General features: G+C 61.8%; 18 protein-coding genes. 17 read left to right on the forward strand and 1 reads right to left on the reverse strand.

What is annotated here, in order from left to right; translation table 11 throughout:
* The first annotated feature begins 50 nt into the window (after positions 1 to 50).
* The 16 genes from recB to CKO15_RS08005 all read left to right on the forward strand — a co-directional run bounded on the left by recB (position 51) and on the right by CKO15_RS08005 (position 21,128).
* Complete coding sequence (gene recB / locus CKO15_RS07930) at positions 51 to 3,926, forward strand: exodeoxyribonuclease V subunit beta (RefSeq protein ID WP_200194669.1); 3,876 nt, start codon at positions 51 to 53, stop codon at positions 3,924 to 3,926.
* Complete coding sequence (locus CKO15_RS07935) at positions 3,923 to 6,244, forward strand: AAA family ATPase (RefSeq protein ID WP_200194671.1); 2,322 nt, start codon at positions 3,923 to 3,925, stop codon at positions 6,242 to 6,244. The genes recB and CKO15_RS07935 overlap by 4 nt, the downstream gene beginning before the upstream one ends.
* A 219-nt stretch (positions 6,245 to 6,463) precedes the next feature.
* The gene (locus CKO15_RS07940) at positions 6,464 to 6,745 is read left to right on the forward strand and encodes a type II toxin-antitoxin system RelE/ParE family toxin (RefSeq protein ID WP_200194673.1); all 282 of its coding nucleotides are present in this window, start codon (positions 6,464 to 6,466) and stop codon (positions 6,743 to 6,745) included.
* 15 nt (positions 6,746 to 6,760) lie between these two features.
* Positions 6,761 to 7,075 carry a HigA family addiction module antitoxin gene (locus CKO15_RS07945; protein ID WP_200194675.1) on the forward strand — a complete coding sequence of 105 codons (315 nt, stop codon included), beginning with the start codon at positions 6,761 to 6,763 and terminating at the stop codon, positions 7,073 to 7,075.
* Between the two features lie 120 nt (positions 7,076 to 7,195).
* Positions 7,196 to 9,643 (forward strand): type I restriction-modification system subunit M, encoded by a 2,448-nt coding sequence (locus CKO15_RS07950; RefSeq protein ID WP_200194677.1) that lies wholly within the window; start codon positions 7,196 to 7,198, stop codon positions 9,641 to 9,643.
* Positions 9,636 to 10,958 carry a restriction endonuclease subunit S gene (locus tag CKO15_RS07955; protein ID WP_200194679.1) on the forward strand — a complete coding sequence of 441 codons (1,323 nt, stop codon included), beginning with the start codon at positions 9,636 to 9,638 and terminating at the stop codon, positions 10,956 to 10,958. The genes CKO15_RS07950 and CKO15_RS07955 overlap by 8 nt, the downstream gene beginning before the upstream one ends.
* Positions 10,951 to 13,536 (forward strand): AAA family ATPase, encoded by a 2,586-nt coding sequence (locus tag CKO15_RS07960; RefSeq protein ID WP_200194681.1) that lies wholly within the window; start codon positions 10,951 to 10,953, stop codon positions 13,534 to 13,536. The genes CKO15_RS07955 and CKO15_RS07960 overlap by 8 nt, the downstream gene beginning before the upstream one ends.
* Positions 13,533 to 13,691: a hypothetical protein gene (locus CKO15_RS07965; protein ID WP_200194683.1), complete on the forward strand. Its 159-nt coding sequence runs from the start codon at positions 13,533 to 13,535 to the stop codon at positions 13,689 to 13,691. Before CKO15_RS07960 ends, CKO15_RS07965 begins: the two co-directional genes overlap by 4 nt.
* A complete protein-coding gene (locus CKO15_RS07970) occupies positions 13,688 to 14,278 on the forward strand; it encodes an AAA family ATPase (protein ID WP_200194685.1) in 591 nt (196 codons plus the stop codon). The genes CKO15_RS07965 and CKO15_RS07970 overlap by 4 nt, the downstream gene beginning before the upstream one ends.
* Entirely contained in the window at positions 14,275 to 14,541 is a 267-nt protein-coding gene (locus CKO15_RS07975) for a hypothetical protein (protein ID WP_242464657.1), read from the forward strand. The genes CKO15_RS07970 and CKO15_RS07975 overlap by 4 nt, the downstream gene beginning before the upstream one ends.
* A 1-nt stretch (position 14,542) precedes the next feature.
* A complete protein-coding gene (gene darT / locus CKO15_RS07980; RefSeq protein ID WP_200194687.1) occupies positions 14,543 to 15,190 on the forward strand; it encodes a type II toxin-antitoxin system toxin DNA ADP-ribosyl transferase DarT in 648 nt (215 codons plus the stop codon).
* Between the two features lie 16 nt (positions 15,191 to 15,206).
* Positions 15,207 to 16,298, forward strand: a complete 1,092-nt coding sequence (darG, locus tag CKO15_RS07985) for a type II toxin-antitoxin system antitoxin DNA ADP-ribosyl glycohydrolase DarG (protein WP_200194689.1) — start codon at positions 15,207 to 15,209, stop codon at positions 16,296 to 16,298.
* A 25-nt stretch (positions 16,299 to 16,323) separates the two neighbouring features.
* Positions 16,324 to 19,404: a type I restriction endonuclease subunit R gene (locus CKO15_RS07990; RefSeq protein WP_200194691.1), complete on the forward strand. Its 3,081-nt coding sequence runs from the start codon at positions 16,324 to 16,326 to the stop codon at positions 19,402 to 19,404.
* The gene (locus tag CKO15_RS07995; RefSeq protein WP_200194694.1) at positions 19,394 to 20,122 is read left to right on the forward strand and encodes a M48 family metallopeptidase; all 729 of its coding nucleotides are present in this window, start codon (positions 19,394 to 19,396) and stop codon (positions 20,120 to 20,122) included. Before CKO15_RS07990 ends, CKO15_RS07995 begins: the two co-directional genes overlap by 11 nt.
* A 495-nt stretch (positions 20,123 to 20,617) precedes the next feature.
* Positions 20,618 to 20,884, forward strand: a complete 267-nt coding sequence (locus CKO15_RS08000) for a BrnT family toxin (protein WP_242464658.1) — start codon at positions 20,618 to 20,620, stop codon at positions 20,882 to 20,884.
* On the forward strand, positions 20,877 to 21,128 hold the full coding sequence (locus CKO15_RS08005) for a BrnA antitoxin family protein (protein ID WP_096409131.1): 252 nt from the start codon (positions 20,877 to 20,879) through the stop codon (positions 21,126 to 21,128). The genes CKO15_RS08000 and CKO15_RS08005 overlap by 8 nt, the downstream gene beginning before the upstream one ends.
* 61 nt (positions 21,129 to 21,189) lie before the next feature.
* On the opposite strand, the gene CKO15_RS08010 is transcribed toward CKO15_RS08005, so the two are convergent.
* The gene (locus CKO15_RS08010) at positions 21,190 to 22,227 is read right to left on the reverse strand and encodes a GGDEF domain-containing protein (RefSeq protein ID WP_200194698.1); all 1,038 of its coding nucleotides are present in this window, start codon (positions 22,225 to 22,227) and stop codon (positions 21,190 to 21,192) included.
* 110 nt (positions 22,228 to 22,337) lie between these two features.
* Between CKO15_RS08010 and CKO15_RS08015 the strand changes: the two genes are divergently transcribed.
* Positions 22,338 to 23,603 carry an adenosylhomocysteinase gene (locus CKO15_RS08015; RefSeq protein ID WP_200194700.1) on the forward strand — a complete coding sequence of 422 codons (1,266 nt, stop codon included), beginning with the start codon at positions 22,338 to 22,340 and terminating at the stop codon, positions 23,601 to 23,603.
* Positions 23,604 to 23,679: the final 76 nt, after the last annotated feature.

The following is a 23,679-nucleotide window of genomic DNA, read 5'->3' on the forward strand; positions in this document are numbered from 1 at the left end:
TATTCTGGAGCGTGGTGCCGGCCAGCTCCCCCTACTAGCGACACTAGCTGATGACAGAAGAGGCTAAAACACTGCAGGCCGAGGCGATGCCGCTGCACGGCATCCACCTGATTGAGGCGAGCGCCGGTACCGGCAAGACCTTCAACATCACCCGCCTCTACCTGCGCCTGCTGCTTGAACGCGAGCTCAGCGTCCAGCACATCTTGGTGATGACCTTTACCCGGGCGGCAACGGCCGAGCTCAAAGGCCGGCTGAGCGCCGAGATCGAGCGCGCGTACAACGAGTGGGAGCGGCTCGACGAACCCTTCTATGAGTGCTTGCGAGCCCGCCTGCCCGACACCGTGAAGGTCCGCGCCCTGCTGCGCAACGCCCAGCTGCATATGGACGAGGCAGCCATCTACACCATCCACGGCTTCTGCCGTCGCGCCTTGACGCAGGAGGCCTTTCTAAGCGGCATCAGCTTCCAAGCAGAGATGGAGGCCGAGACCCACGGCCTGGTGGTCGAGGCGCTGGAGGATTGGTATCGCGAGGTCGCCAAACAGCCCGACTTCGCCCAACTCTACCGCTACCTCGCTACCCCGGAGCAGTTCGCCGAGCGCTGGTCGCGCACCATCCTCAGCCACGAAACACTGCCTGAAGAGCCGGAGGTTCCGACGTTCGACACCGAGTGGCAAGCCTTCTGCACTGCTTGGGCGGCGGATCAGGAGGATGGCGAGGCGGCGCACTTTATCAAGCTCAACGTCAAATCGCGGCGCAGCTCCGAAAAGGCGGCAGAGTGGCAGGCGATCTACGATGCACTCACCACCCTGAGCACGCAACCGGCTCCTGCCGAGCCCCCGGAGCTCTTCGATGATCCTGCATTGCGCAAGGATGGGTTCAATACCGAAAAGAAACGCGCCGCCCTCCCCGCGCTGGCCGCACTCATCGAGCGCCTCGCCGAACGGCGCAGCGCCATACAGGCGTGGTGGGCGTGGCGCGGCATGACCTATGCGCGCGCACACGTTGCCGGCAGCAAGGAGCGGCTCGATCAGCTCGATTTCGCCGATCTGATCCGCCGCCTGCGCACCCAGGTCGAAGCGGCCGACAGCGGGGCCGCGCTGTGCGAGCGTCTCGGGGCGCAGTTTCCCGCTGCCTTAGTCGATGAGTTCCAGGACACCGACCCCGATCAGTACGCCATCCTGCGGGCGATCTACGCCGATCCCGAAAACCGCCACAAGCGGCTGCTCTGCATGATCGGTGACCCCAAACAGGCGATCTACGCCTTTCGCGGCGGCGACGTCTTCGCCTATCTCAGCGCGCGCTCCGATGCCGATCAGCAGTGGATCATGGATCGTAATTTTCGCTCTGCCCCGGCGGTCATCACCGGCTACAATCGGCTCTTCTTCGGCGCCCCGCTGCCCGAGGCGCGAACGGCGACAGCACCGGCAACAGGGGCCACAACAGGGACGGCAACAGCAGCAGCGCCAGAAACGAAGACGGCAGCGGCCACAGAGACAGCAGCAGCGACAGCGACGGACGCAGCAACCGCGACGGCTACCGACGAAGCGGGCAGACCGGCAGCGAGCACCGAGGTCTTTAAGTACGGCATCGCCTACCACCCGGTAGCCGCCGGCAAGCCGGAGCGCCAGCCGATCACCGGCGCAACGCCACGGGCCGCCCTGCAGTGGGGCCTGTTACCGGTCGCAGACGAACAACCAGGGCTCAATCATAAGGGTACGGCCTACACCAAAGCGGGGCAGCAAGCCCTCGCGGCTTGGTCAGCGGCGGAGATTGCCCGTCTGCTCAGCGAAGATCACCTCGATGGGCGCCCACTGACTCCCGGCGATATCGCAGTGCTGGTGCGCAGCGGTGGCGAAGCCGCCCTCATGCAGCGCGCGTTGCAGCAGCGCCAGATTCAGTCGGTCTATCTCAGCGCCCGCGACAACGTCCTCGTCAGCCCCGAGTCCGACGAGCTGCTGCGCGTCCTCGGTGGCATCCTCCACTTGGAAGATGAGCGCGCCTTGATCGGCGCGCTGGCGACCTCGCTCCTTGGCTACGACACCGTCGCACTCTACGAGCTGCAGCGCTCCGAGCGCGCCTGGGCAGAGCTGCTTGAGGCGCTTACCGCTCTGCGCGAGCGCTGGCTGCGCAACGGCTTCATGAGCATGGCGCTGCGCCTGATGCAGCACTGGTTCCGGCCCGATCCGGCGCGCCACGAACGCGCCTTGACCAACACCCTCCACCTCGTCGAGCTGCTGCAGCAGGCGAGCCAAACCCGCCGTCAGCCGGAAGCACTGCTGCACTGGCTGCAGCAGGCACGCAGCGAAGCGGCGGGCCGCGAGAGCGAGCTGCGCTTGGAGAGCGACGGTGAGTTGGTGCGCATCGTCACCCTGCACGGTGCCAAGGGCTTGGAGTACCCGGTCGTCTTCCTCCCCTTTATCAGCTACGGGCGGCAAGATCGCAGCAGCACCGCGCTGCTGGTCCGCTACCACGACCCGGAGGACAACTACCACTCCAAGCTGACGTTCAATCCCACCACGGAGATCTCTGATCTGGCCGCCGCAGAGCGGGCCGCCGAGGAGGTGCGCCTGCTCTACGTCGGGGCGACCCGTGGCGAACGCCGAGTCTACCTCTTGGCCGCCGCCTTCGAGTCGCTGGCTCGCTCACCGCTGGCCCACTGCCTCGGCGGCATCAAAGACTTTGACGCGCTGCGCACCGCGCTCGAGCAGCAGAAGGCAGAGGGCACCTGCGGGGTCATCGATCTGAGCGCCGAGCCGCCGCCCAACGCTGCCCCGCCACCCCGCGCACCGCCAAGTGAGTCGCCGTCGGCGGCCCGCTTTACCGGTCGGATTGAGCGCGACTGGTGGCTCTCGTCGTTTTCGGCGCTCACGCGCAATGCCCGCCACGGCGGCACCAGCGCGCGTGATCGTGACCGTGGGAGTGAGGGTGAGGCTGGCGGTGGTGAGGCTGGTGGTGCCGGCGCTCGTACTGACACCTACCCGCCTGTCGCTACCGCTGCGGCGACCGATGTGGCTACCGATAAGGCACCTTCTGCATCCACTGACCCCACCGCGGCTTCCGAAGCGGCACCCTCTGCAGCCGCCGACTCCGCCGCGGCTTCCGAAGCGGCCAGACCAACCCGACCCACCGCCGCCGAACCGCTGCTGCGCTTTACCCTAGCTCGCGGCCCCGAGACCGGCAACCTGCTGCACGATCTCCTGGAGCAGATCGACTTCACAGCCCCGCAATGGGAGGACGCGCTCGCCCGCGCCGAGCATCGCTACCCCGGGCTGCTGCAGGGGGCAGCGGCAACCTACGCGGCAGCGACCGGCACGGACGCGGCGAGCGCCCGGGCCTGGGTCCAGCAGCAGTTGCAGCGCTGGCTCGGTGAAGTGCTCGCGACCCCGCTGCCGAGCGGTGCCCGTCTTGCCGATCTGCCCCAGACGCAGATTTTGCGCGAGACGAGCTTCTACTTTCCGATGAACGCACCCCGTCGGCCGCGCCTCGCTGCCCTCCTCGCGGACCACCGCGGCCATATCCAGAACGCCCTGCCCGACCCGAGCGGACTCAAGGGCATGCTGCACGGCTACATCGATCTGATCTATGAGTGGCAGGGGCGCTTCTACGTCGTCGATTATAAGTCGAACGACCTCGGCGCCGAGTTTGCGGCGTACAACGAACCACAGATGCGCGATAACATCGAGGCGAGCTTCTACGATCTCCAGTATCTGCTCTACGCCCTAGCCCTGCACCGCTATCTGCGCACCCGCCTGAGCGACTACGATCCGGCCACGCACTTAGGCGGCGTCCACTACCTCTACCTGCGCGGGATGGCGCCTGACCACGGGTTCGGGCTCTACCACCGTGAGATCCCTCCCGCGACCCTAGAGACCCTCGACGCCCTCTTCGAAGGCCGCATGACGCCTCGCAAGGAGACCACCGCATGAGCCCGGACCCCTTAGCGCCGACGGGAGAGCGCGTCGAGGCCGCCGGCAGCGAGCCGCTTGATGCCATTCTGGCGGAGACTGTAAGCGAATGGTTCGACTGCCACGAAGCGTGGTTTCAAGCGAGTGTAATCGCCCTGAGCGAAGCGCTGCGTGCCGGTCACTCCTGTCTCTATCTGCCGTATTGGGCAGGGCGTAACTACCCGGTTGTAAGCGGTGACCAGTCGAGCGGATGGGGCGGATGGGGCGGGTCGAATGCTTCCAACGCTTCCGACTCTGCAGCGTCTGACAGCCCAGCGTGTGGCAGCCCAGCGTATGGCGGCGGCGCAGCGGCAGCGCCCTTCGCCTTTCCCGAACTGAACACGTGGCTGGAACGCCTCGCCGCGCTGGAACTCGGCCCCGACGACCACGCCCCGCTGGTCCTTGACCGCCAGCGCCTCTACCTGCGGCGCTACTGGCGCTTCGAGACGGAGTTGGCCGCACTGCTGCGCCCGCGTCTAGCGCCCATCCCGAGCGCCGAGATCGAACGTGTGGTGAGCTGCGATGAACTGCGCACCCTCCTGTGGCAGCTCTTTCCGCACCCTGCAGCGCAAGCAGCCAGCGCCCCCCCACCCACTGACTGGCAGCAAGTGGCAGCTGCCAACGCCCTCTGGCACCGCGTCAGCGTCATCGCCGGCGGCCCCGGCACCGGCAAGACACACACCGTAACCCGGGTACTCGCCCTGCTACTTGCCAGCGGCTTAGCCGCCCCGCTCGCTCCGGTAGGTGGCGAAGCACGCGCCGGCAAAGCAACTGCCGACGAGACGAAAGCGAACGGGGCAAACACTAGCGCAGCGACCCCACGCATCCACCTTGCCGCCCCCACCGGCAAGGCGGCTCAGCGTCTCGCCGAGGCCGTCGCTCAGGCACGCCGCCAACTGCCACCGCACGCCGTCTCGGAAAGGCTCCTTGCTGCCATCCCCGAACAGGCAACCACCCTCCACCGCCTACTCGGCGTGCGCGGCAACGGCGTCGGCTTTCGCCACAATCGCGAACACCCGCTGCCGCTCGATGTGCTCGTCGTCGACGAACTCTCGATGGTCGACCTGCCGCTGATGACCCGCCTCTTTCGCGCCCTACCCGAGACCGCGCGCGTCATCCTCTTGGGCGATGCCGATCAACTGCCCTCGGTCGCTGCCGGCTCAGTGCTCGCCGACCTCGTCCCCCGGCCGCATCCGGGCTACAGTCGCGAGCGCCTGCGCCAATTCGCGGCCCTTGGGTTGAGTCTGGGCAGTTCTGTGGAGACGGGTGAAGGGGCAGAGAGCCGAAGCGGTGACGAAACCAGTCGCGCAGCCAGTGAGACGGGCGGCGAGACGAACCGGGACGCTGGCAAGGGAACCGATGCGGCTGCCGATGCGGTCGCGCTCCCTTGTAGCGCTGCAGCCTCTGGTGCACCCACCGCCCCTGAGACCGATGCAGTCAGCCTGCTGCGCGAGAGCCGCCGCTTTGCCGACGACAGCGGCATTGGCCGACTCGCCGCAGCGGTCATCGGCGGCGCAGCCAAGAAGAGCCTGCAGATTTTACAAGGTGATCGACCGGGTACCCCGGGCCACCAAGGCGGCCTGGATCTCCATAGCAGCCCTGGCGGTCAAAGCAATCAGGGGAGTTATCGGGGGGGCGATCAGGGCGCGGATCGGGACGACCACGGCCATCAAGGTAATACGGGCGACGACCTTGAGCACCTGCCAGAAGATGCGCTAACCCGAGCACTCGAGCGGTGGATCGCTGCCTACTATGCGCCGATCGCTACCGCACCCGCCCTCTCCGATGCCTTCGCCCAGCTAGCCGCCTTTCGCATCCTCTGCCCACAGCGGGGCGGGCCGCACGGGGTGCGGGCACTCAACGAGCGCATCCTGCAGGTCTTCAACCCACAACAGCGCCGCTTCTTCCGCGGCCAACCGCTGATGATCACCCGCAACTGCTATCCGCTTGGACTCTACAACGGTGACATCGGTCTGATCTGGCCCGACGAGACGGGCCAACTGCTCGCTTGGTTCCCGAACGGCGACGACTTTCGCCCGCTCGCCCCCGGCCGCCTCCCCGAATATGAGACGGTCTACGCGATGACCATCCACAAGACCCAAGGCTCGGAGTTCACGACCGTAGCGCTGGTTTTGCCACCGCAACCGACCCCGCAGCTGAGCCGCGAACTGCTCTATACCGGCATCACCCGCGCCCGCGAGCAGCTGATCGTCGTTGGTAGCGAGGCGACGTGGCGCGCCGGGGTCCGCACCCGGATCGAACGCCACTCGGGGCTTGGTGAGCGCTTGCGGTTTAGCTGACGACCGCAACCGCGCAGGGTGGCTCGATTAGTAGTCGTCCACAGTGTGGACATCACAGGTGCTCCTACAGGGGACCTTCACCCCATCAGTTCATGCCCATGCCGGGCGTACACAAGGCGCTGCAGCCGACGCTCGTGCCTCGCGCGGCTAATGGCTGGCGTTACGCAGGCATAGCTTTGCCCTTTTGAAATCTGTCACGTGACGCTATACACTTAGATCATGATCAAGACTTTTGTCGATAAGTGTACCCAAGAGCTCTACTCCAACGGGAAGACCAAGAAGTTCCCTCCCGATGTGGCGCCAAGGGCCGCCCGGAAGCTCGAATACGTGCATTTGGCGGAGAGTTTAGATGATTTGAAGGTGCCTCCTGGCAATAGACTCCACGCGCTGTCCGGGGATAGACAGGGTCAGCACGCTATTTCGATCAATGCGCAGTGGCGCATTTGTTTCCGGCTTACGGATGGTGACGCATACGACGTCGAAGTCTGTGATTACCACTGAAGTGAGGTAACGACTATGGCTATTTCCAACACTGGCGGTATTCAGCGTAAGCCGACCCACCCTGGGGAAATGTTGAGAGAAGATTTTATCCCGGATTACAGCTTGACCGTTGCGCGGCTTGCCGAACTCCTGGGGGTTTCTCGGCAATCCGTGAACGAGCTGCTGCGTGAGCGCCGTTCGGTCAGCCCTGAGATGGCGCTGCGGCTTGGTCGCCTGTTTGGAAACTCTCCGGAATTTTGGCTGAATGCGCAGAGGGCGGTTGACTTGTGGGCTGCATCTCAGTCAGCAAAGGACGAAGTTGCCCGAATTAAGCCACTAAATGCAGCGTAACAAGGCCTTCAAATGCGCTTCCTACGGTCGCCGGACCTCGTTTCACTCGGACGTTTATGGCAGGCGTTATGCGTAAAAGTCGCAATCCCGGAACTCACATTTAGGAAAAACGGCTACTTAATGGCAATCAAGAAATCCCAGCTCTACAGTTCCCTCTGGCAGTCCTGCGACGAGCTGCGCGGCGGCATGGACGCCTCGCAGTACAAGGACTATGTGCTGACGCTGCTGTTCATGAAGTACGTCAGCGACAAGAAGGATTCGCTGATCGAAGTCCCCGAGGGCGGCAGCTTTGCCGACATGGTGGCGCTGAAGGGCGACAAGGAGATCGGCGACAAGATCAACAAGATCATCGGCCGGCTGGCCGAGGCCAATGATCTGAAGGGCGTCATCGACCAGGCGGACTTCAACGATGAGACCAAACTCGGCTCCGGCAAGGATATGCAGGATCGGCTGTCTAAGCTAGTGGCCATCTTCGACCAGCTCGACCTGGGGGCCAACCGCGCCGACGGCGACGACCTGCTGGGTGACGCCTACGAATACCTGATGCGCCACTTCGCCACCGAGTCCGGCAAGAGCAAGGGCCAGTTCTATACCCCGGGAGAGGTCTCGCGGGTGATCGCGCAGGTGGTGGGCATCGGGCCGGACACCCGCCAGGACGAGACCCTGTATGACCCGACCTGCGGGTCCGGTTCGCTGCTGCTGCGCGCCGCCTACGAGGCCCCGCAGGGCCTGAGCATCTACGGCCAGGAGAACGACAACGCCACCTGGGCGCTGGCGAAGATGAACATGATTCTGCACGACTACCCGACGGCCGAGCTGTGGCGGGACAACACCCTCTCGCGCCCCTATTTCAAGGATGCCGATGGCGGCCTAAAAACCTTCGACTACGCCGTGGCCAACCCGCCGTTCTCCGCCAAGTCCTGGACCAACGGCCTGGACCCGGCCAACGACGAGTTCGGCCGCTTCGAGTACGGCATCCCGCCGGCCAAGAACGGCGACTACGCCTTCCTGCTGCATCTGATCAAGTCGCTCAAGTCCACCGGCAAGGGCGCGATTATCCTGCCCCACGGCGTGCTCTTCCGCGGCCACAAGGAGGCCGACATCCGCCGCAACCTGGTCCAGCGCGGGCTGATCAAGGGCATTATCGGCCTGCCGGCCAACCTGTTCTACGGTACCGGCATCCCCGCCTGCATCCTGGTCATCGACAAGGAACACGCCGCCAACCGCGAGCATATCTTCATGATCGACGCCAGCCGCGAGTTCATGAAGGACGGCAACAAGAACCGCTTGCGCTCCCGCGACATCCACAAGATCGTCGACGTGTTCAACCACCAGCGCGAATTGTCCGGCTATGCCCGCCGCGTGCCGCTGGCCGAGATCGCCTCTGATGCCAACGGCTACAACCTCAACATCCCGCGCTACATCGACGCCGGTGAGGCGGAGGACCTGCACGACCTCTACGCCCACTTGAACGGCGGCATCCCCGAGCGCGATGTGGACGCGCTCGAGCCCTACTGGTCCGTGCTGCCCGGTCTGCGCGAGGCGCTGTTTCGCGATAACGGCCGGCCCGGCTACCTCGAGCCCCGGGTCGAAGCCCGCGAAGTCAAGGCCACCGTGCTGGGCCACGCCGCCTTCACGGCCTTCGCCGAGCGCGTGTCCGGCGTCACCGACGACTGGCAGGCGGCCCATCGCCCAGACCTTTACACCCTGCAAACGGGCGACAAGCCGCGCGATGTGATCCACGGCCTGTCCGAGGACCTGCTGCAACGCTTCACCGACGTGCCCCTGCTGGACCGCTACGCCGTCTACCAGCGCCTGATGGACTACTGGGCGGATGTCATGCAGGACGATGTCTACCTCATCGCCGCCGAGGGCTGGGTCGAAGCAGCCCGGCCCCGGGGCGTGATCGAGAACAAGGAACGCAAGATCAAGGAAGAACCCGACCTGACCGTCGGCAGCGGCAAGAAGGCAAAAAAATACAAGCTCGACCTGATCCCGCCTGCGCTGGTCATTGCCCGCTATTTCGCCGACGAACAGGCCCGGCTCGACACCCTGCAGGCCGACGCCGAGACTGCCAGCCGCGAGCTGGAGGAATTCATCGAGGAACAGGACGGCGAAGAAGACCTCTTGAGCGAGGTCAAGAACGACAAGGGCAAGGTCACCAAGACCGAAATCCCCAAGCGCCTCAAGGCCCTCAAGGGCGAGCCGGAAGCCGATGACGAAATCGCCGCCCTCCAGCAGTGCAAGAAACTCATGGACAATGAGGCGGCCGCCAAGAAGGCCGTCAAGGACGCCCAGGCGGAACTCGAAAAGGCCGTGCTGGCCCGCTACGCCGAGCTCACCGAGGACGAGATCAAACAGCTCGCCGTGGACGACAAATGGCTGGCCGACATCCGCGCCGCCATCGAATCGGAAGTCGAGCGCATCACCAACCAGCTCGCCGGCCGCGTGCGCGAGCTGGAAGAGCGTTACGCCGAGCCCCTGCCGGCCATCGAGCGCGAGGTGGAAGCACTGGCCGCCAAGGTTACCGGCCACCTGGAAAAGATGGGGGTGCGAGTCGATGGCTGAGCGCAGCGAGGCGATAGAAGAGCAGGCCGTGCGGGATGCGTCGGCCGCCTACGCGGTGGAGCCCGAAATCGCCACTGCTGAGGACGTACCGCCCGGTTATAAGCGGACCGAGGTGGGGGTGATCCCGGAGGATTGGGAAACGGTCGCACTGGGAGAAGGCGTTTCTCTACTCTCTGGGCACCACGTAATGGCTAGTTTCTGTAACACCACAGGTCACGGCGTCCCCTATCTTACCGGGCCCGCTGACTTTCCAGATGGTTACATCCAGCAAACGAGGTTTACGACGAAGCCAACTACCATTTGTGAGGCTGGCGACCTGCTGCTTACCGTAAAGGGTTCTGGGGCAGGAACCCTCGTAAAATCAGACGCCGATTATTGCATTAGCCGTCAATTGATGGCGATACATGTGGAGAAGTGGGATCCAGACTTCACTTTCTACTCATTATTGGAAAATGCCTCGACGCTTTCCGATGCAGTCACTGGCCTGATTCCTGGCCTATCAAGGGGAGATGTACTCTCACAGGTACTACCAATACCGACTGAAGAGAAAGAGCAACGCGCCATCGCCACCGCCCTGTCGGACGCGGACGCGCTGATCGAATCCCTCGACCGCCTGATCGCCAAAAAGCGCGCCATCAAACAGGCCGCCATGCAACAACTCCTCACCGGCCAGATCCGACTGCCCGGCTTCACTGGCGAGTGGGAGACGACGCAGTTGGGTAACGTTGCCTCCTTTCATAAGGGAAGCGGTCTTTCCAAGGCGGACTTGCTGGTCGATGGGAGCAGTCCATGTATCCACTACGGAGAGCTATTCACGCAGTACGGCGAGAGGATTACCAGTGTAAACAGTCGAACAGATCGCAAGGCCGCTTGCTTCAAGTCAATCGAAAACGACGTTCTTATGCCGACTTCGGATGTCACTCCCAACGGCTTGGCAACAGCAAGCTGCATTGCAGAATCTAATGTCATTCTTGGAGGAGATATTCTCATCATTCGGCCGAATGGAGCCGAAATAGACGGAACATTTCTCGCCTACAAAATCCGAATGGATCACCGGCAGATAATGCAGCTCGTATCCGGAACGACCGTGTTTCATATATACGGTCGAGATATGGCCGAGTTTACATACAAGGCTCCAACGACCGAGGAACAACAAGCTATCGTTTCGGTCCTCTCCGACATGGACACCGAAATCGAGGCCCTGAAACCCCGCCGCGATAAGGCCTGCCAGATCAAGCAGGGCATGATGCAGCACCTCCTCACCGGGCGGGTGCGGTTGGTCGAAGAAGACAGGGAAGACGCTTCGCATGGCTGATGCAACGAAAACAATCCGAGAGTGGCTTCATAGTCAGCAAGACTGGCTCCAGTACGCCACTGAGATTCTGCTCTCTGACGGAAGTGTGTCCGATGAGCGGCTTGATGAGTTAATCGCTTATCTCAAGACCCCTGAGGGTCAAGAAGTTACTGGCCATCGGAAGTTCGAGGGGCTTGCTGCCGATGCGTTCGCCGCTAGTGCGCTGCGACTTACTAAGATTGGCGATATACGAGGAATTGAGAACCTCTCTCCCCGTCATCCGCTCAGCTTTGGCGAAGGGAATCTATGCGTTATCTATGGGCACAACGGCTCCGGCAAATCAGGGTATACGCGTATTCTGAATAAAATTTGCGGGAAACCCCGGTCACCCGACCTCAAGCCCAATGTTTTTGATGCGACACCCGAAGAGCGTCTGTGCAAGATCGGTTATTCCATCAACCGGGAAGCCCGCGAGGTGGAATGGATCGCGAATGGTGCCCCGATAGACGACTTGCGTTCGGTCGATATATTCGACGCCGAGGCGGCTACTGCCTACCTTACCGAGGAGAAGGCAGCGACCTATACACCGCCTACAGTCGCGCTATTCGAGAAGCTGGCGAGCCTGTGCACTCGCATCCGAGAAAGCCTGCAAAGCCAGCAGAACGGCCTGGTCAGTTCCCTGCCGCAATTGCCCGCTGACTATGCAGCCACACCAGCAGGCTCTACCTATCGCCGACTGCGGGCAGACCTCCCCGAGGCTGAGATTGAGTCCTTGATTCAGTGGACGCCGGAAGATGAGAAGGCTTTGGAGCAACTGGGCGAGCGGCTGAAGGCGGAAGATCCTGCACGTCTTGCGCGGTCCAAACGAAGCATTAAGCAACAGATCGACCAACTGGCGTCGAGCCTGAAGGCAGCGGCGACGGCATTTGGAGCGGACGGTATTAGAAAAATTCGGTCGTTACGTACTGATGCAGAAAATAAAAGGCGCATTGCAAACGAGGCGGCAAAGGTGGAATCCGCCGAGCTGGAGGGTGTGGGAACGGATACCTGGCGGGCACTATGGGAAGCGGCACGAGCATATTCCCAAACCGCTTATCCCGGGCGCTCCTATCCCGTCACCGATGACGCTCGGTGCGTTTTATGTCACCAGACGCTCGATGAACAGGCACAACAGCGATTGGAAGAGTTTGAGGGCTTTGTGCAGGGAAAATTGGAATCGGAAGCGAAGGCGGCAGAAGATGCCTATAAGCGGGCGCTGGACGCGCTGCCTACCGGGCTGACGGAGGAACAAGTCACGACAATACTCCAAGCCGCCGGATTGAACGAGAGTCCCCTGGCGATACAAATGACGGAGGCCTGGCGGCAAGTTGGCAGAGTGCGATCGGCGCTGCTTGGCCATGAAGCAGAGAACCCCTTTGGTCCGATGAATTGGCCAAAAGAACTCCTCGACGAATTGAGCAACCGAACCCAGGCACTAGAGCAGGAAGCAAGGCAATACGAGGAAGACGCGAAGCACTTTGATCGTGAACAGGCCCAAAAGGAAAAACTACAGCTTGAAGCGCGGAAATGGACATCGCAACAGGCTGACGCTATTCGCGCAGAGATTGACCGCCTTCGGCGTGTAGGCGAATTCGAACAATGGAAGCGCTTGGCCAATTCTCAAGGCATCTCCCTGAAGGCTGGTGATATTGCCGAGGAAATCATTACGCAAGGGTTCGTGGGCCGCTTCAACCGCGAACTAAAGGCGCTGGGAGCGTCGCGGATTAAGGTTGAGCTCTACAAGACGCGGACAGATAGGGGGCGGGCGCTTCATAAGCTTCGGTTGAAGGGTGCCAGAACAGACCAGGCCGTCCCTGAATCGGTTCTGAGTGAAGGTGAGCGCCGAATTGTTGGGTTGGCGGCGCTTCTTGCAGATGTCGCTGAACAGCCGCAGCCGGCTCCCTTTGTCTTCGACGATCCAATCTCTTCGCTGGACCATGATTACGAATGGCATGTCGCCGTTCGGTTAGCTCAGTTGGCGCGGACTCGACAAGTGCTGGTATTCACACACCGGCTATCGCTATACGGCGCCATGGAAGATGCGGCGAGGAAGATTGGTGATGACTGGAAGCGCAAGAATTTGCACCAGCACTGCATCGAATCATTTTCCGGTACAGCGGGGCATCCGGCAGACCAGGCAGTATGGAACGCGAATACCAAGAAGGCGAATAACATTCTATTGTCTCGTCTCGATGAGGCGAAGAAGGCCGGTGAAGCAAGCGGTGCGGAAGCGTATAGAGCGCTGGCCCAAGGGATTTGCAGCGATTTTCGAAAACTGCTTGAGCGGACGGTTGAAGACGACCTGTTGAATCAGGTTGTAAGGCGTCATCGTCGCAGCGTCACGACAGATAATCGGCTGGCACCTTTGCCACTGATTGACCAAGAAGATTGTCAGTTTATTGATGAACTGATGACCAAGTATTCCTGCTATGAGCACAGCCAATCTGAAGAGACGCCAATATTTATTCCGGACGAACCTGAGCTGCGGCAAGATGTTCAGGCATTGAAAGAGTGGCGTGAGCGATTCAAGAACTGGACGCCCGAGGAGGCGAGCTCATGAGCAACGTCGGCCAATGCAAGCGCTTCACCCAGCAGCAGGTGTTGCGCTTTTTCCGGAACGGGCTGGGATATCGCTACTTGGGAGACCGGAAGTACCGCAGCACCATTACGGAGACGCTTTACGAGACAAACTCAAAACGAGAGGCAGACGGGTGAGCGCTGCCAACCGCAGCCCAACCTGCTGGATCATCGCCGGCCCAAACGGTGCGGGCAAAACGACGTTTGCGCTGGAATACCTGCCGAACGCGGTCGGTTGCCGGCAATTCGTTAATGCGGATCTGATTGCGGCGGGCATGGCGCCACTGGCGCCGGAAACCGAGCGGGTGGCGGCGGGGCGGATCTTTCTGAACGAGATCGAGCGCCATGTCCGCGCCGACAGGGATTTCGGTTTCGAGACCACGCTGGCCGGGCGCGGGTACATCCGCCAGATCCATCGTTTGCGGAAGGCAGGATGGCGTGTGGAGCTGATCTACCTTGCGCTCCCCGACCCGGAAGCAGCCAGACAGCGGGTAGCGGAGCGCGTGGCTCATGGCGGACATGATATCCCGGAAGCGGATATTCAGCGGCGGTTCTATCGTGGTCTTCGCAATCTTTTCGATGTCTATATCGGCGAAACCGATCGAACCCGGTGTTTTTCGAACGAAGGCGAACTGCCCGATCTGGTCTTCGTTCAGGAAGAGGGACGCCGCGACGTCTATCGGCAAGATGTTCTCTCGGGGCTGCTTGGAATGGTTCGGAAATGAACAAGTTATCCAAAGACGATGAGTTGGCTCTAGCGGCGCTGCGCCGGGCGGTTGCCAACGCCCTGGAGCGCAAGCGCCTGCTGGGACAGTACGCCGTGGTCTGGCGCGATGGTCAGATGGTACGCCTGTCCCCGGAACAGCTTGGTAGCCCGGGCGAGTATGCATCGGAAGTCTCCGTCTCGCCATCCGCGGTAGGCGACACGTACGAGCGAAAGGACCACGACGGCAATCCTCGCGAGTCTAGTAAGGAAGGCGGGTCATGAAATGACCGTTCCCTATCCAACACCAATACTAAGGTTGATCCACATTGACAACCTCGCCCTCTGCCTGGCGCGAGGCGGGCTGCATGCGCCGAACCATCAGCCCGGTGACGGCCTGGAGTATCGTGCCATTCACTGCCTGGCCGTACAGGCGTCAAGGCATGACCGGGCGATCCCCTGCGGGCCGGGCGGGTCGATGCACGATTATGTGCCGTTCTACTTTGGCCCGCTGTCACCGATGATGCTGAACCTCAAAACCGGCCGGGTGGCCGGTTACGAGGAAGGTCAGGAGCCGCTGATCTATCTGATTTCGACCGCTCAGAAGGTTCAGGAAAGCGGGGCCGAATTCGTCTTTTCCGATGGCCATGGATTGGCGGCATTCACCGAGTGGTTCGATGATCTTGATTTCCTGGGACAAATTGATTGGCAGGTCGTAGCGGCACGCTATTGGGCGGATAGCGCAAACGATATGGACCGACAGCGCAAAAAGCAGGCGGAGTTCCTGGTGCATCGCTTCTGCCCCTGGGCGCTTATTGGGGAAATTATGGTACTGAATCAACGCATGAAAGAGCGCGTCGAGGCGGTATTGACTGAATACCCGGCGACGCCGGACATCGCTGTTTCTGTACGCCCGGACTGGTACTATCATTAGATAGTGGGAGAGTACAATGATCGAGCATACACAAGGTAACCTGCTCACCGCAGATGCGGAGGCGCTGGTCAACACGGTGAACTGCGTTGGCTACATGGGCAAAGGGATTGCCCTGCAGTTCAAGCAGGCGTTTCCGGAGAACTTCAAGGCGTATCAACGGGCGTGCAAGGCGGAAGCAGTGCAGCCCGGAAGGATGTTCGTATTCGAGACCGGGAACCTGGTCAATCCCCGCTATATCATCAACTTTCCGACCAAGAATCATTGGCGGGGCAAGTCCCGCATGCAGGATATCGAGCAAGGCTTGCAGGATCTCATCGCTGTCATCCGGAAGCTCAACATCCGCTCGGTCGCGATTCCGCCGCTGGGCAGCGGATTGGGGGGATTGGATTGGCAGGAAGTTAAACCACGAATCGAGGCGGCATTCGCCGATCTTGCGGATGTTCATGTATTGCTCTATGAGCCCAAAGGGGCGCCCGAGGCGGCCCGTATGCCGGTACGGACCAGGCGCCCGCATTTGACGGTGGCGCGTGCCCTTTTCATCAGTTTGATGGATCGCTATGGGGCATTGGACTACCGTCGGACGCTACTGGAGACACAGAAACTTGCCTACTTCCTGCAGGAGGCCGGGGAAGGATTAAGGCTACGTTACGAAAAAGGGCTTTACGGCCCTTACGCTCACAATCTGAACAAAGTGCTGGAGACTCTGGAAGGGCACTATACGCGCGGATTCGGTGATAGCCAGAAGCCCGATACTGAAATTGAATTGATGGACGGCGCAGTCGATGAGGCTGAACAAGTGCTGGCTGAATACCATGACTCCCGGGAGCGCCTGGACCTGGTCACCGCCCTTATCGCAGGCTTCGAAACGCCTTACGGCATGGAATTGCTGTCGAGCGTGCATTGGGTTGCAACGCATGATGAGCGGCCGATCAGTAATGCGGATGAAGCCGTGGAAGCGGTTCATGCCTGGAATGACCGAAAGCGGAGCATGTTCCAGCCGAAACACATCAGGGTCGCATGGCGGCATTTGGAGGACAGCGGTTGGCTGGGTTTGGATCAGACTGAATCGCGCGTGCCGGGTTCGGGGAGCGCCGGCCAGTCGAGTTAAACGAACAGTCAACGGGTTACTTGCCATGTCAGGAGTCGGCCAACGTGAACGCCACACCCAGCAGCAGGTCCTGCGCCTCTTCCAGGATGATCTGGGCTACCGCTACCTGGGCGACTGGAAGGACCGCGCCGGCAACCGCAATATCGAGCAACACCTGCTACGCGGCTGGCTGGCGCGGCAGGGCCATGAGGAGCGCGTGATCAATCGCGCCCTGCGCGAACTGGACCAGGCGGCGGCGATTGCCGGTAGCAAGACCCTCTATGACGCCAACCGCGCCGTCTACGAGAAGCTGCGCTACGGCGTTCACGTCAAGCCGTCGGTGCAGGAGCAGACAGTTACCGTCTGGTTAATCGACTGGGCCAATCCCGAGAACAACGACTTCGCCGTGGCCGAGGAGGTCACGGTGGCCGGGGCCAACACCAAGCGCCCGGATGTGGTGCTGTACGTCAACGGCATCGCCCTGGGCGTGCTGGAACTCAAGCGCTCCACGGTGGCGGTGGCCGAGGGCATCCGCCAGAGTCTGGACAACCAGAAGCGGGACTTCATTCAGCCGTTTTTTGCCACCGCGCAGCTGGTAATGGCCGGCAACCCTACCGAGGGCCTGCGCTACGGGGTGATGGAGACGCCCGAGAAGTTCTGGATGGAGTGGAAGGAGCCTTCCGAGATCGACGATCCCCTGGCGCGCGGGCTGCACCAGCTCTGCCGCAAGGAACGGCTGCTGGAGATCGTGCATGACTTCATGGTCTTCGATGCCGGCATCAAGAAGACCTGCCGCCACAATCAGTTCTTTGGCGTACGTGCCGCGCAGGACCATGTGCGGCGTCGTCAGGGCGGCATCATCTGGCATACCCAGGGCAGTGGCAAGTCGCTGACCATGGTGTGGCTGGCGAAATGGATTCGCGAGAACGTGCAGGACGCCCGGGTGCTGGTAATCACCGACCGCACCGAGCTGGACGAGCAGATCGAGAAGGTCTTCAAGGGCGTGGACGAGCAGATCCACCGCACCCGGAGCGGCGCCGACCTGATTGACGTGCTCAACCGCAGCGACGAGTGGCTCATCGCCTCGCTGGTCCACAAGTTCGGCGCCTCCGAGGAAGGCGATGTCGATGCCTTCATCCGAGACATGCGCAGCCATCTGCCGAAAGGCTTTCGGGCCAAGGGCAATCTGTTCGTGTTCGTCGACGAGTGCCACCGCACCCAATCCGGCAAGCTGCACGAGGCGATGAAGGCCCTGCTGCCCGAGGCCATGCTGATCGGGTTCACTGGCACGCCATTGCTGAAAAAGGACAAGCGCAAGAGCATCGAAGTCTTCGGCCCCTACATCCACAGCTACAAGTTCGACGAGGCGGTGCAGGATGGCGTGGTGCTGGATCTGCGCTACGAAGCGCGGGACATCGACCAGCATGTCACCTCGCAGGCCAAGATCGACCAGTGGTTCGAGCTCAAGACCCAGGGCCTGAATGATTACGCCCGCGCCCAGCTCAAGAAGCGTTGGGGCACCCTGCAGAAGGTGCTCAGTTCGCGGGACCGGCTGGAGAAAATCGTCTCCGACATTCTCTGGGACATGGCGACCCGCGACCGACTGATGAGCGGCCACGGTAACGCCATGCTGGTGGCCGGTAGCATTTACTCGGCCTGCCGACTGTACGAAATGTTCGAGAAGACCGAGTTGAAGGGCAAGTGCGCCATTGTCACCTCCTATGTGCCCTCCACCGCCGATATCAAGGGTGAGGCCACCGGCGAGGGAGAGACCGAGAAGCTGCACCAGTACGCGATCTATCGGCGCATGCTGGCCGAGCACTTCAACGAGCCGGAAGACTCGGCCGTCAACAAGGTGGAGACCTTCGAGCAGGAGGTGAAGAAGCGTTTCATCGACGAGCCCGGCCAGATGAAGCTGCTGATTGTGGTGGACAAGCTGCTTACCGGCTTCGACGCCCCGCCGGCTACCTATCTCTATATCGACAAGCAGATGCGCGACCATGGCCTGTTCCAGGCCATCTGCCGGGTCAATCGCCTCCACACCGAAGACAAGGAAGTCGGCTACATCGTCGACTACAAGGATCTGTTCAAATCCCTGGAGCAATCTATCCAAGACTACACGGGCGGGGCCTTCGATGCCTTCGACGCGGACGATGTGGAAGGGCTTCTGGAGGATCGGCTGGACAAGGCGCGGGAACGCCTAGAAGAGTCCCGCGAAGCGGTCAAGGCGCTATGCGAGGCCGTGGACCCGCCCAAAGACAGCCCCGCCTACCGGCGCTATTTCGTTGGCCCCAGCGATGCGCCTGAGGTGCAGAAGGACAACGAGCCCAAGCGACTCGCCCTTTACAAACACGTCGGTGCCTTCCTGCGCGCCTATGCCGACCTGGCCAACGAGATGCAACAGGCGGGCTACAGCGAGGCCGAGGCCGCCACGATCAAGTCGGAGGTCGAGCACTACGAAAAGGTTCGGGAAGAGGTCAAGCTGGCCAGCGGCGACTACATCGATATGAAGATGTACGAGCCGGCCATGCGGCATCTGCTGGACACCTACATCCGCGCCGATGAAAGCGAGAAGCTCTCGGCCTTCGACGACATGACGCTGGTCGAGCTGGTAGTCGAGCGCGGTGAAGAGGCGGTGGACAGCCTGCCGGCATCCATCTCGGGTGATTGGGAGGCCATGGCCGAGACCATCGAGAACAACGTGCGCCGGCTGATTATCGATGAGATGGCGGTCAACCCGAAGTACTTCGAGAAGATGTCCGAGCTGCTCGATGCCCTGATCGAGCAGCGCCGGAAGGAGGCGCTGGAATACAAGGAATACCTGCGCCGCATCGTGGAACTGACGCGCCAGGCGGCTCGGCGGGAAGAGCAGAATAGTTATCCCACGGGTATCGATACACCGGCGCAACAGGCTCTTTACGACAACCTGGGACAGGATGCCACGCTGACTGTCCGTCTTGATGAGAAGATTCGAGCCGTGAAGAAGGCGGACTGGCGGGGTAACAGGTTCAAGGAGCGCGAGGTGCGCAACGCCATCGCGTCGGTGCTGGATACGCAGGTACGTGAGACCGAGATCCCCGACGTGGATACCGTTCTCGAGCTAGTGAAGAACCAGAATGATTATTGAGCGCCGTCATATCGAGGTGAGTGGCATCCCCGTGGAGATCCGTCGCAAGGCGATCAAGAACCTGCACGTGGGCGTCTATCCGCCTGATGGCAAGGTCCGGGTGGCCGCACCGCCGCATTTTGACGACGAAGCCGTGCGGCTGGCCATCGTCTCACGCCTGGGCTGGATTCGCCGCCAGCAGCAGGGTTTTGCGCGCCAGGCGCGTGAGTCCGCCCGGGAGATGGTCACCGGTGAAAGCCACTATTTCGGGGGCAGGCGCTACCGGTTGGATGTGGTGGAACGACCGGGCAATCCGCGAGTGCGCGTGGTCAACAACAGCACCCTTGAGCTGCAAGTCCGACCGGGTGCCGACCGGGCAGCTCGGCGGCAGACGCTCGACCGTTGGTACCGGCGCCAACTCAAAGCCCGCATTCCCGAACTTCTCGCCGCCTGGGAGCCGGTTGTGGGTGTGGTGGTTTCGGATTGTCGCATCAAGCGAATGAAGACCCGCTGGGGAAGCTGCAATATTGAAGCCAGGCGCGTCTGGCTGAACCTGGAGCTCGCCAAGAAGTCGCCTCGCTGCCTGGAATACATACTCGTGCACGAAATGGTGCACCTGCTGGAGCGTCACCACAACAAGCACTTTCGGGCCCTGATGAACCAATGCATGCCCGATTGGCACCTGCGAAAGGACGAGCTTAACGAGACCCCGCTGGCTCATGAAGAGTGGGATTACTGACGCTGCGCATAATATCGGGTAGCCGAGGCGGTCGCCCGCCTCCGGCTCCCACACCACCGTGCGTACGGTACCGTACACGGCGGTTCACGAACAAGAACACAAGAACAGGGACAGGCACAGTGGCCACAGCAGGCCCCCACCGCCGGCCAGGAGCCAAAGCGCTCTGCTGCCCAGGGAGAGGCACCGGAAGCGGCATTCGCCGCACCACAACCGGTCACCAATGCCCCCACACCGATCGACTGGCAGCAAGAGTGGCTGCCGCCAACGCCCTCTGGCACCGCGTCAGCGTCATCGCCGTTGGTCCCGGTACCGGCAAGACACACACCGTAACCCGGGTACTCGCCCTGCTCCTTGCCAGCGGCTTAGCCGCCCCGCTAGCACCCAACAGGCACCCAACAGGGACAGGCACAGCACCCCTATAAAGCCGCGTCTTCTGAATCAACTGTTAGGCGCTGCCCTGTTGACTGATATGCATACCATATGCATACTAAGCGCATGGAGATCGAATTCGGCCCGGAAAAGGCGGCATCTAACCTTCGCAAACACCGCGTCAGCTTTGCGCATGCCGAGCAGGCGCTCCGGGATCCACTTGGCATCACCATTGAGGATCCCGACTCGGAAGGTGAGCCCCGCTTCGTCACTCTTGGCGCAGACTCCCTGGGGCGAATTCTGGTCGTAGTCCACACCCCGCGGGACGATCGAGTCCGAATCATTTCCGCGCGAAAAGCCAGCCCAAACGAGACAAGGAACTACCATGCGTAAAGAGTATGACTTCAGTAAGGGTAAGCGAGGTCCTGCCGTAGAATCCCCTGGAAAGACCCGAATCACCATCATGCTTGATAACGACATTATTGAGTCATTTCGAGCGCGGGCTGAAGCCAGAGGTGTTGGTTATCAAACCGCGATTAATGAGGCCCTCCGGGCGGCCCTGAATGACGAGAATGTACCGTTAACTGCCGGCAAACTAAGGGAGATACTTCGGCAGGAGTTGCATCATGCCGACTAAGCGCCCAATCGGGTAAGGGCGGGTGTTTAGCCCGCCCTCCCCACACCACCTAGGATGAAACCTAAACAACTCGATCGCCCGCGGGAGAGAGACACCCGCCAGCCGAGCGCTGCTCCTGCCCCCGGCAGTCGTCGTCACGCCAGACCTCGGAGTCCGCGCCCTTGAGACTCTTGTTGGCGTACATCCGCTGATCGGCCAGCGCCAGCAGTCGATCGGTCTCGATACCGTCATCGGGGCAGAATGCCGCCCCCAAACTGACCACGAAATAGACCCGGTGCCCCCGAACCTGAACGGGCTCTTCCAGTTCCTCAAAGACCCGATCACAGAGCCGATCAAGCGCCTCCCGGTCGCTCAGGCCGCGCAGCAGTAGCACGAATTCGTCGCCGCCAAGGCGGACCACTTCATCCTCCGGACGCACGCCGTTGACCAGCAGGCCCGCCAGCTTCACCAAGGCAGCATCGCCAAAGGCGTGGCCGTAGCGGTCGTTGATCTCTTTGAAACCGTTGACATCGACGATCACCACACCGAAGCCCGCGCCGCTGTCGGATTCGCTGCGCCCTCGTCGGCAGGCACAGCGAGCCGCCATGCGCTCCATGGTCTCGCTCAAGTAGCGCCGATTCGGCAGTCCGGTAAGGTAGTCGTGCTGCGCCATATGCTCAACGCGACACTGCGCGCGCAGATTGGCAGCCAGTGCCAAGCCGTAAGTCCAACCCAGCGTCCACGGGATAAACAGAAAGACGATCCACGCGGTCGCCGGATTGGTCCGGTCATCGCCCCCGATCATGCCGGTAGCTGCCAACCCCCAACGGTAACTGAAGGCCACCACCATGACCATAAAGAAGAGCGCCGTAACGCCGTAGATCAGCCGCTCAAACCCCTCGCTGCGCCAAACCAGACAAAAGGCGGCGAGCCCAAGCAAGCCGATCAAGCCGGCATCGAGAACCAAATAGCGCTGCTGATGGCTATCGAGGCTAAAATAGAGCAGGGTGAGCACGCCGACCGCGTAGAGGGCGTACCAAGGCAGCCGCCCGCCGCCCGCACCTGGAGCTGCGGCAGTAACGCTACTCTGCAGTGCGAATCGAGCGCCGGTCATTCCCATGCCGTCACATCAGGCGCCATTCCCACAAATCCCCCACCGTGTTAGCCTAACACTTCAGATCGACAAGCGGGTGGGGGCGCACGATACTTCCTACGGACGGACAACAGCCGATGCCGACTCACACCAACTCAACCCTCCTCGCTAGCGGGCACCAGAAGCTCGCCTGGGCGCGTGCCCACATGCCGGTCCATGCGGCGTTGCGTGGGCGCCTGGGGCAGACGCGCCCCTTCGCCGGGCAGACGATCGCCGTCTGCTCGCACATCGAAGCGAAAACCGGCATCTTGCTCGAGACCTTAGCCGCTGCGGGCGCTCAGGTGGTCTTTGCCGGCAGCGAGCCCGGTTCAAGCCAAGACGATGTCGTCGCTGCCCTCAACGAACACCCCGCGATCACCGGCTACGCCGAGCGCGGTGTCAGCGAGGCGCGCCTCGCCGAACTGCATCGGCAGGCGCTCGCTCACGCACCGGCGTTGATCCTCGACGACGCCGCCGAGTTGACTGCCCGCCTCGTCCATGAGCGCCCCGACCTACTCACCGGCCTGAAGGGGGTCTGCGAGCAGACGACCACCGGCGTTCAGCGCATCCGCGCCATGCTCGATGACGGCGCCCTCGCCTTTCCGGCCTACGCCGTCAACCACACGCCGATGAAGCACGAGTTCGATAACATCCACGGCACCGGCGAGTCGGCACTGACCAACCTACTGCTCACCACCAACCTGCTGCTCGCCGGCAAGCAAGTGGTGGTCGCCGGCTACGGCGATTGCGGCGTCGGTGTCGCCCACAAAGCGCGCGCGCTCGGCGCCCAGGTTACCGTCACCGAGGTCGAGCCGCGGCAAGCGCTACGCGCCCACATGAACGGCTTTGCGGTCCGCCCGATGGCGGAGGCGGCCGCAATCGGCGAGTTCTTTATCACTGTAACGGGGAATCGGGAGGTGCTGCGCCGCGAACACTTTGAACGGATGCGCAGTGGCGCCATCCTGGCCAACGCCGGTCACTTCAATGTCGAGATCGATGCCGCGGCACTCGCCGAACTGGCAATCGAGCGCTACCCGGCCCGCTCCGGGATCGAGACGTTCCGCTTCGCCGACGGCCGCGAGGTCCATTTGCTCTGCGAGGGCCGCTTGGTCAATCTCGCCGCTCCGACCGCGATGGGCCACCCGGCCGAGGTCATGGATCAGACCTTCGCCGTACAACTGATGGCGGCCGTCGATCTATGGGAGCACGGAGCAACACTCGCCCCCGGTGTTCACACCGTTCCCGACCGAGTCGACCGGCAGATCGCCGAACTCAAACTGGAGACGCTCGGTATCGTGCTCGATGAGATGACCGAAGCCCAGCGCCGCTTCCTAGCCGCCTGGAAGAGCGAGGAGCTTCTTTGAAGATCTCGAAGAAAATCGGCTGTAGCCTTCATCTTCAACGCGTCGATCACCGCTTGATCCACGGTTCTCTACGGTA

The sequence above is a fragment of the Halorhodospira abdelmalekii genome (genome assembly GCF_016583625.1).
GTDB lineage: Bacteria > Pseudomonadota > Gammaproteobacteria > Nitrococcales > Halorhodospiraceae > Halorhodospira > Halorhodospira abdelmalekii.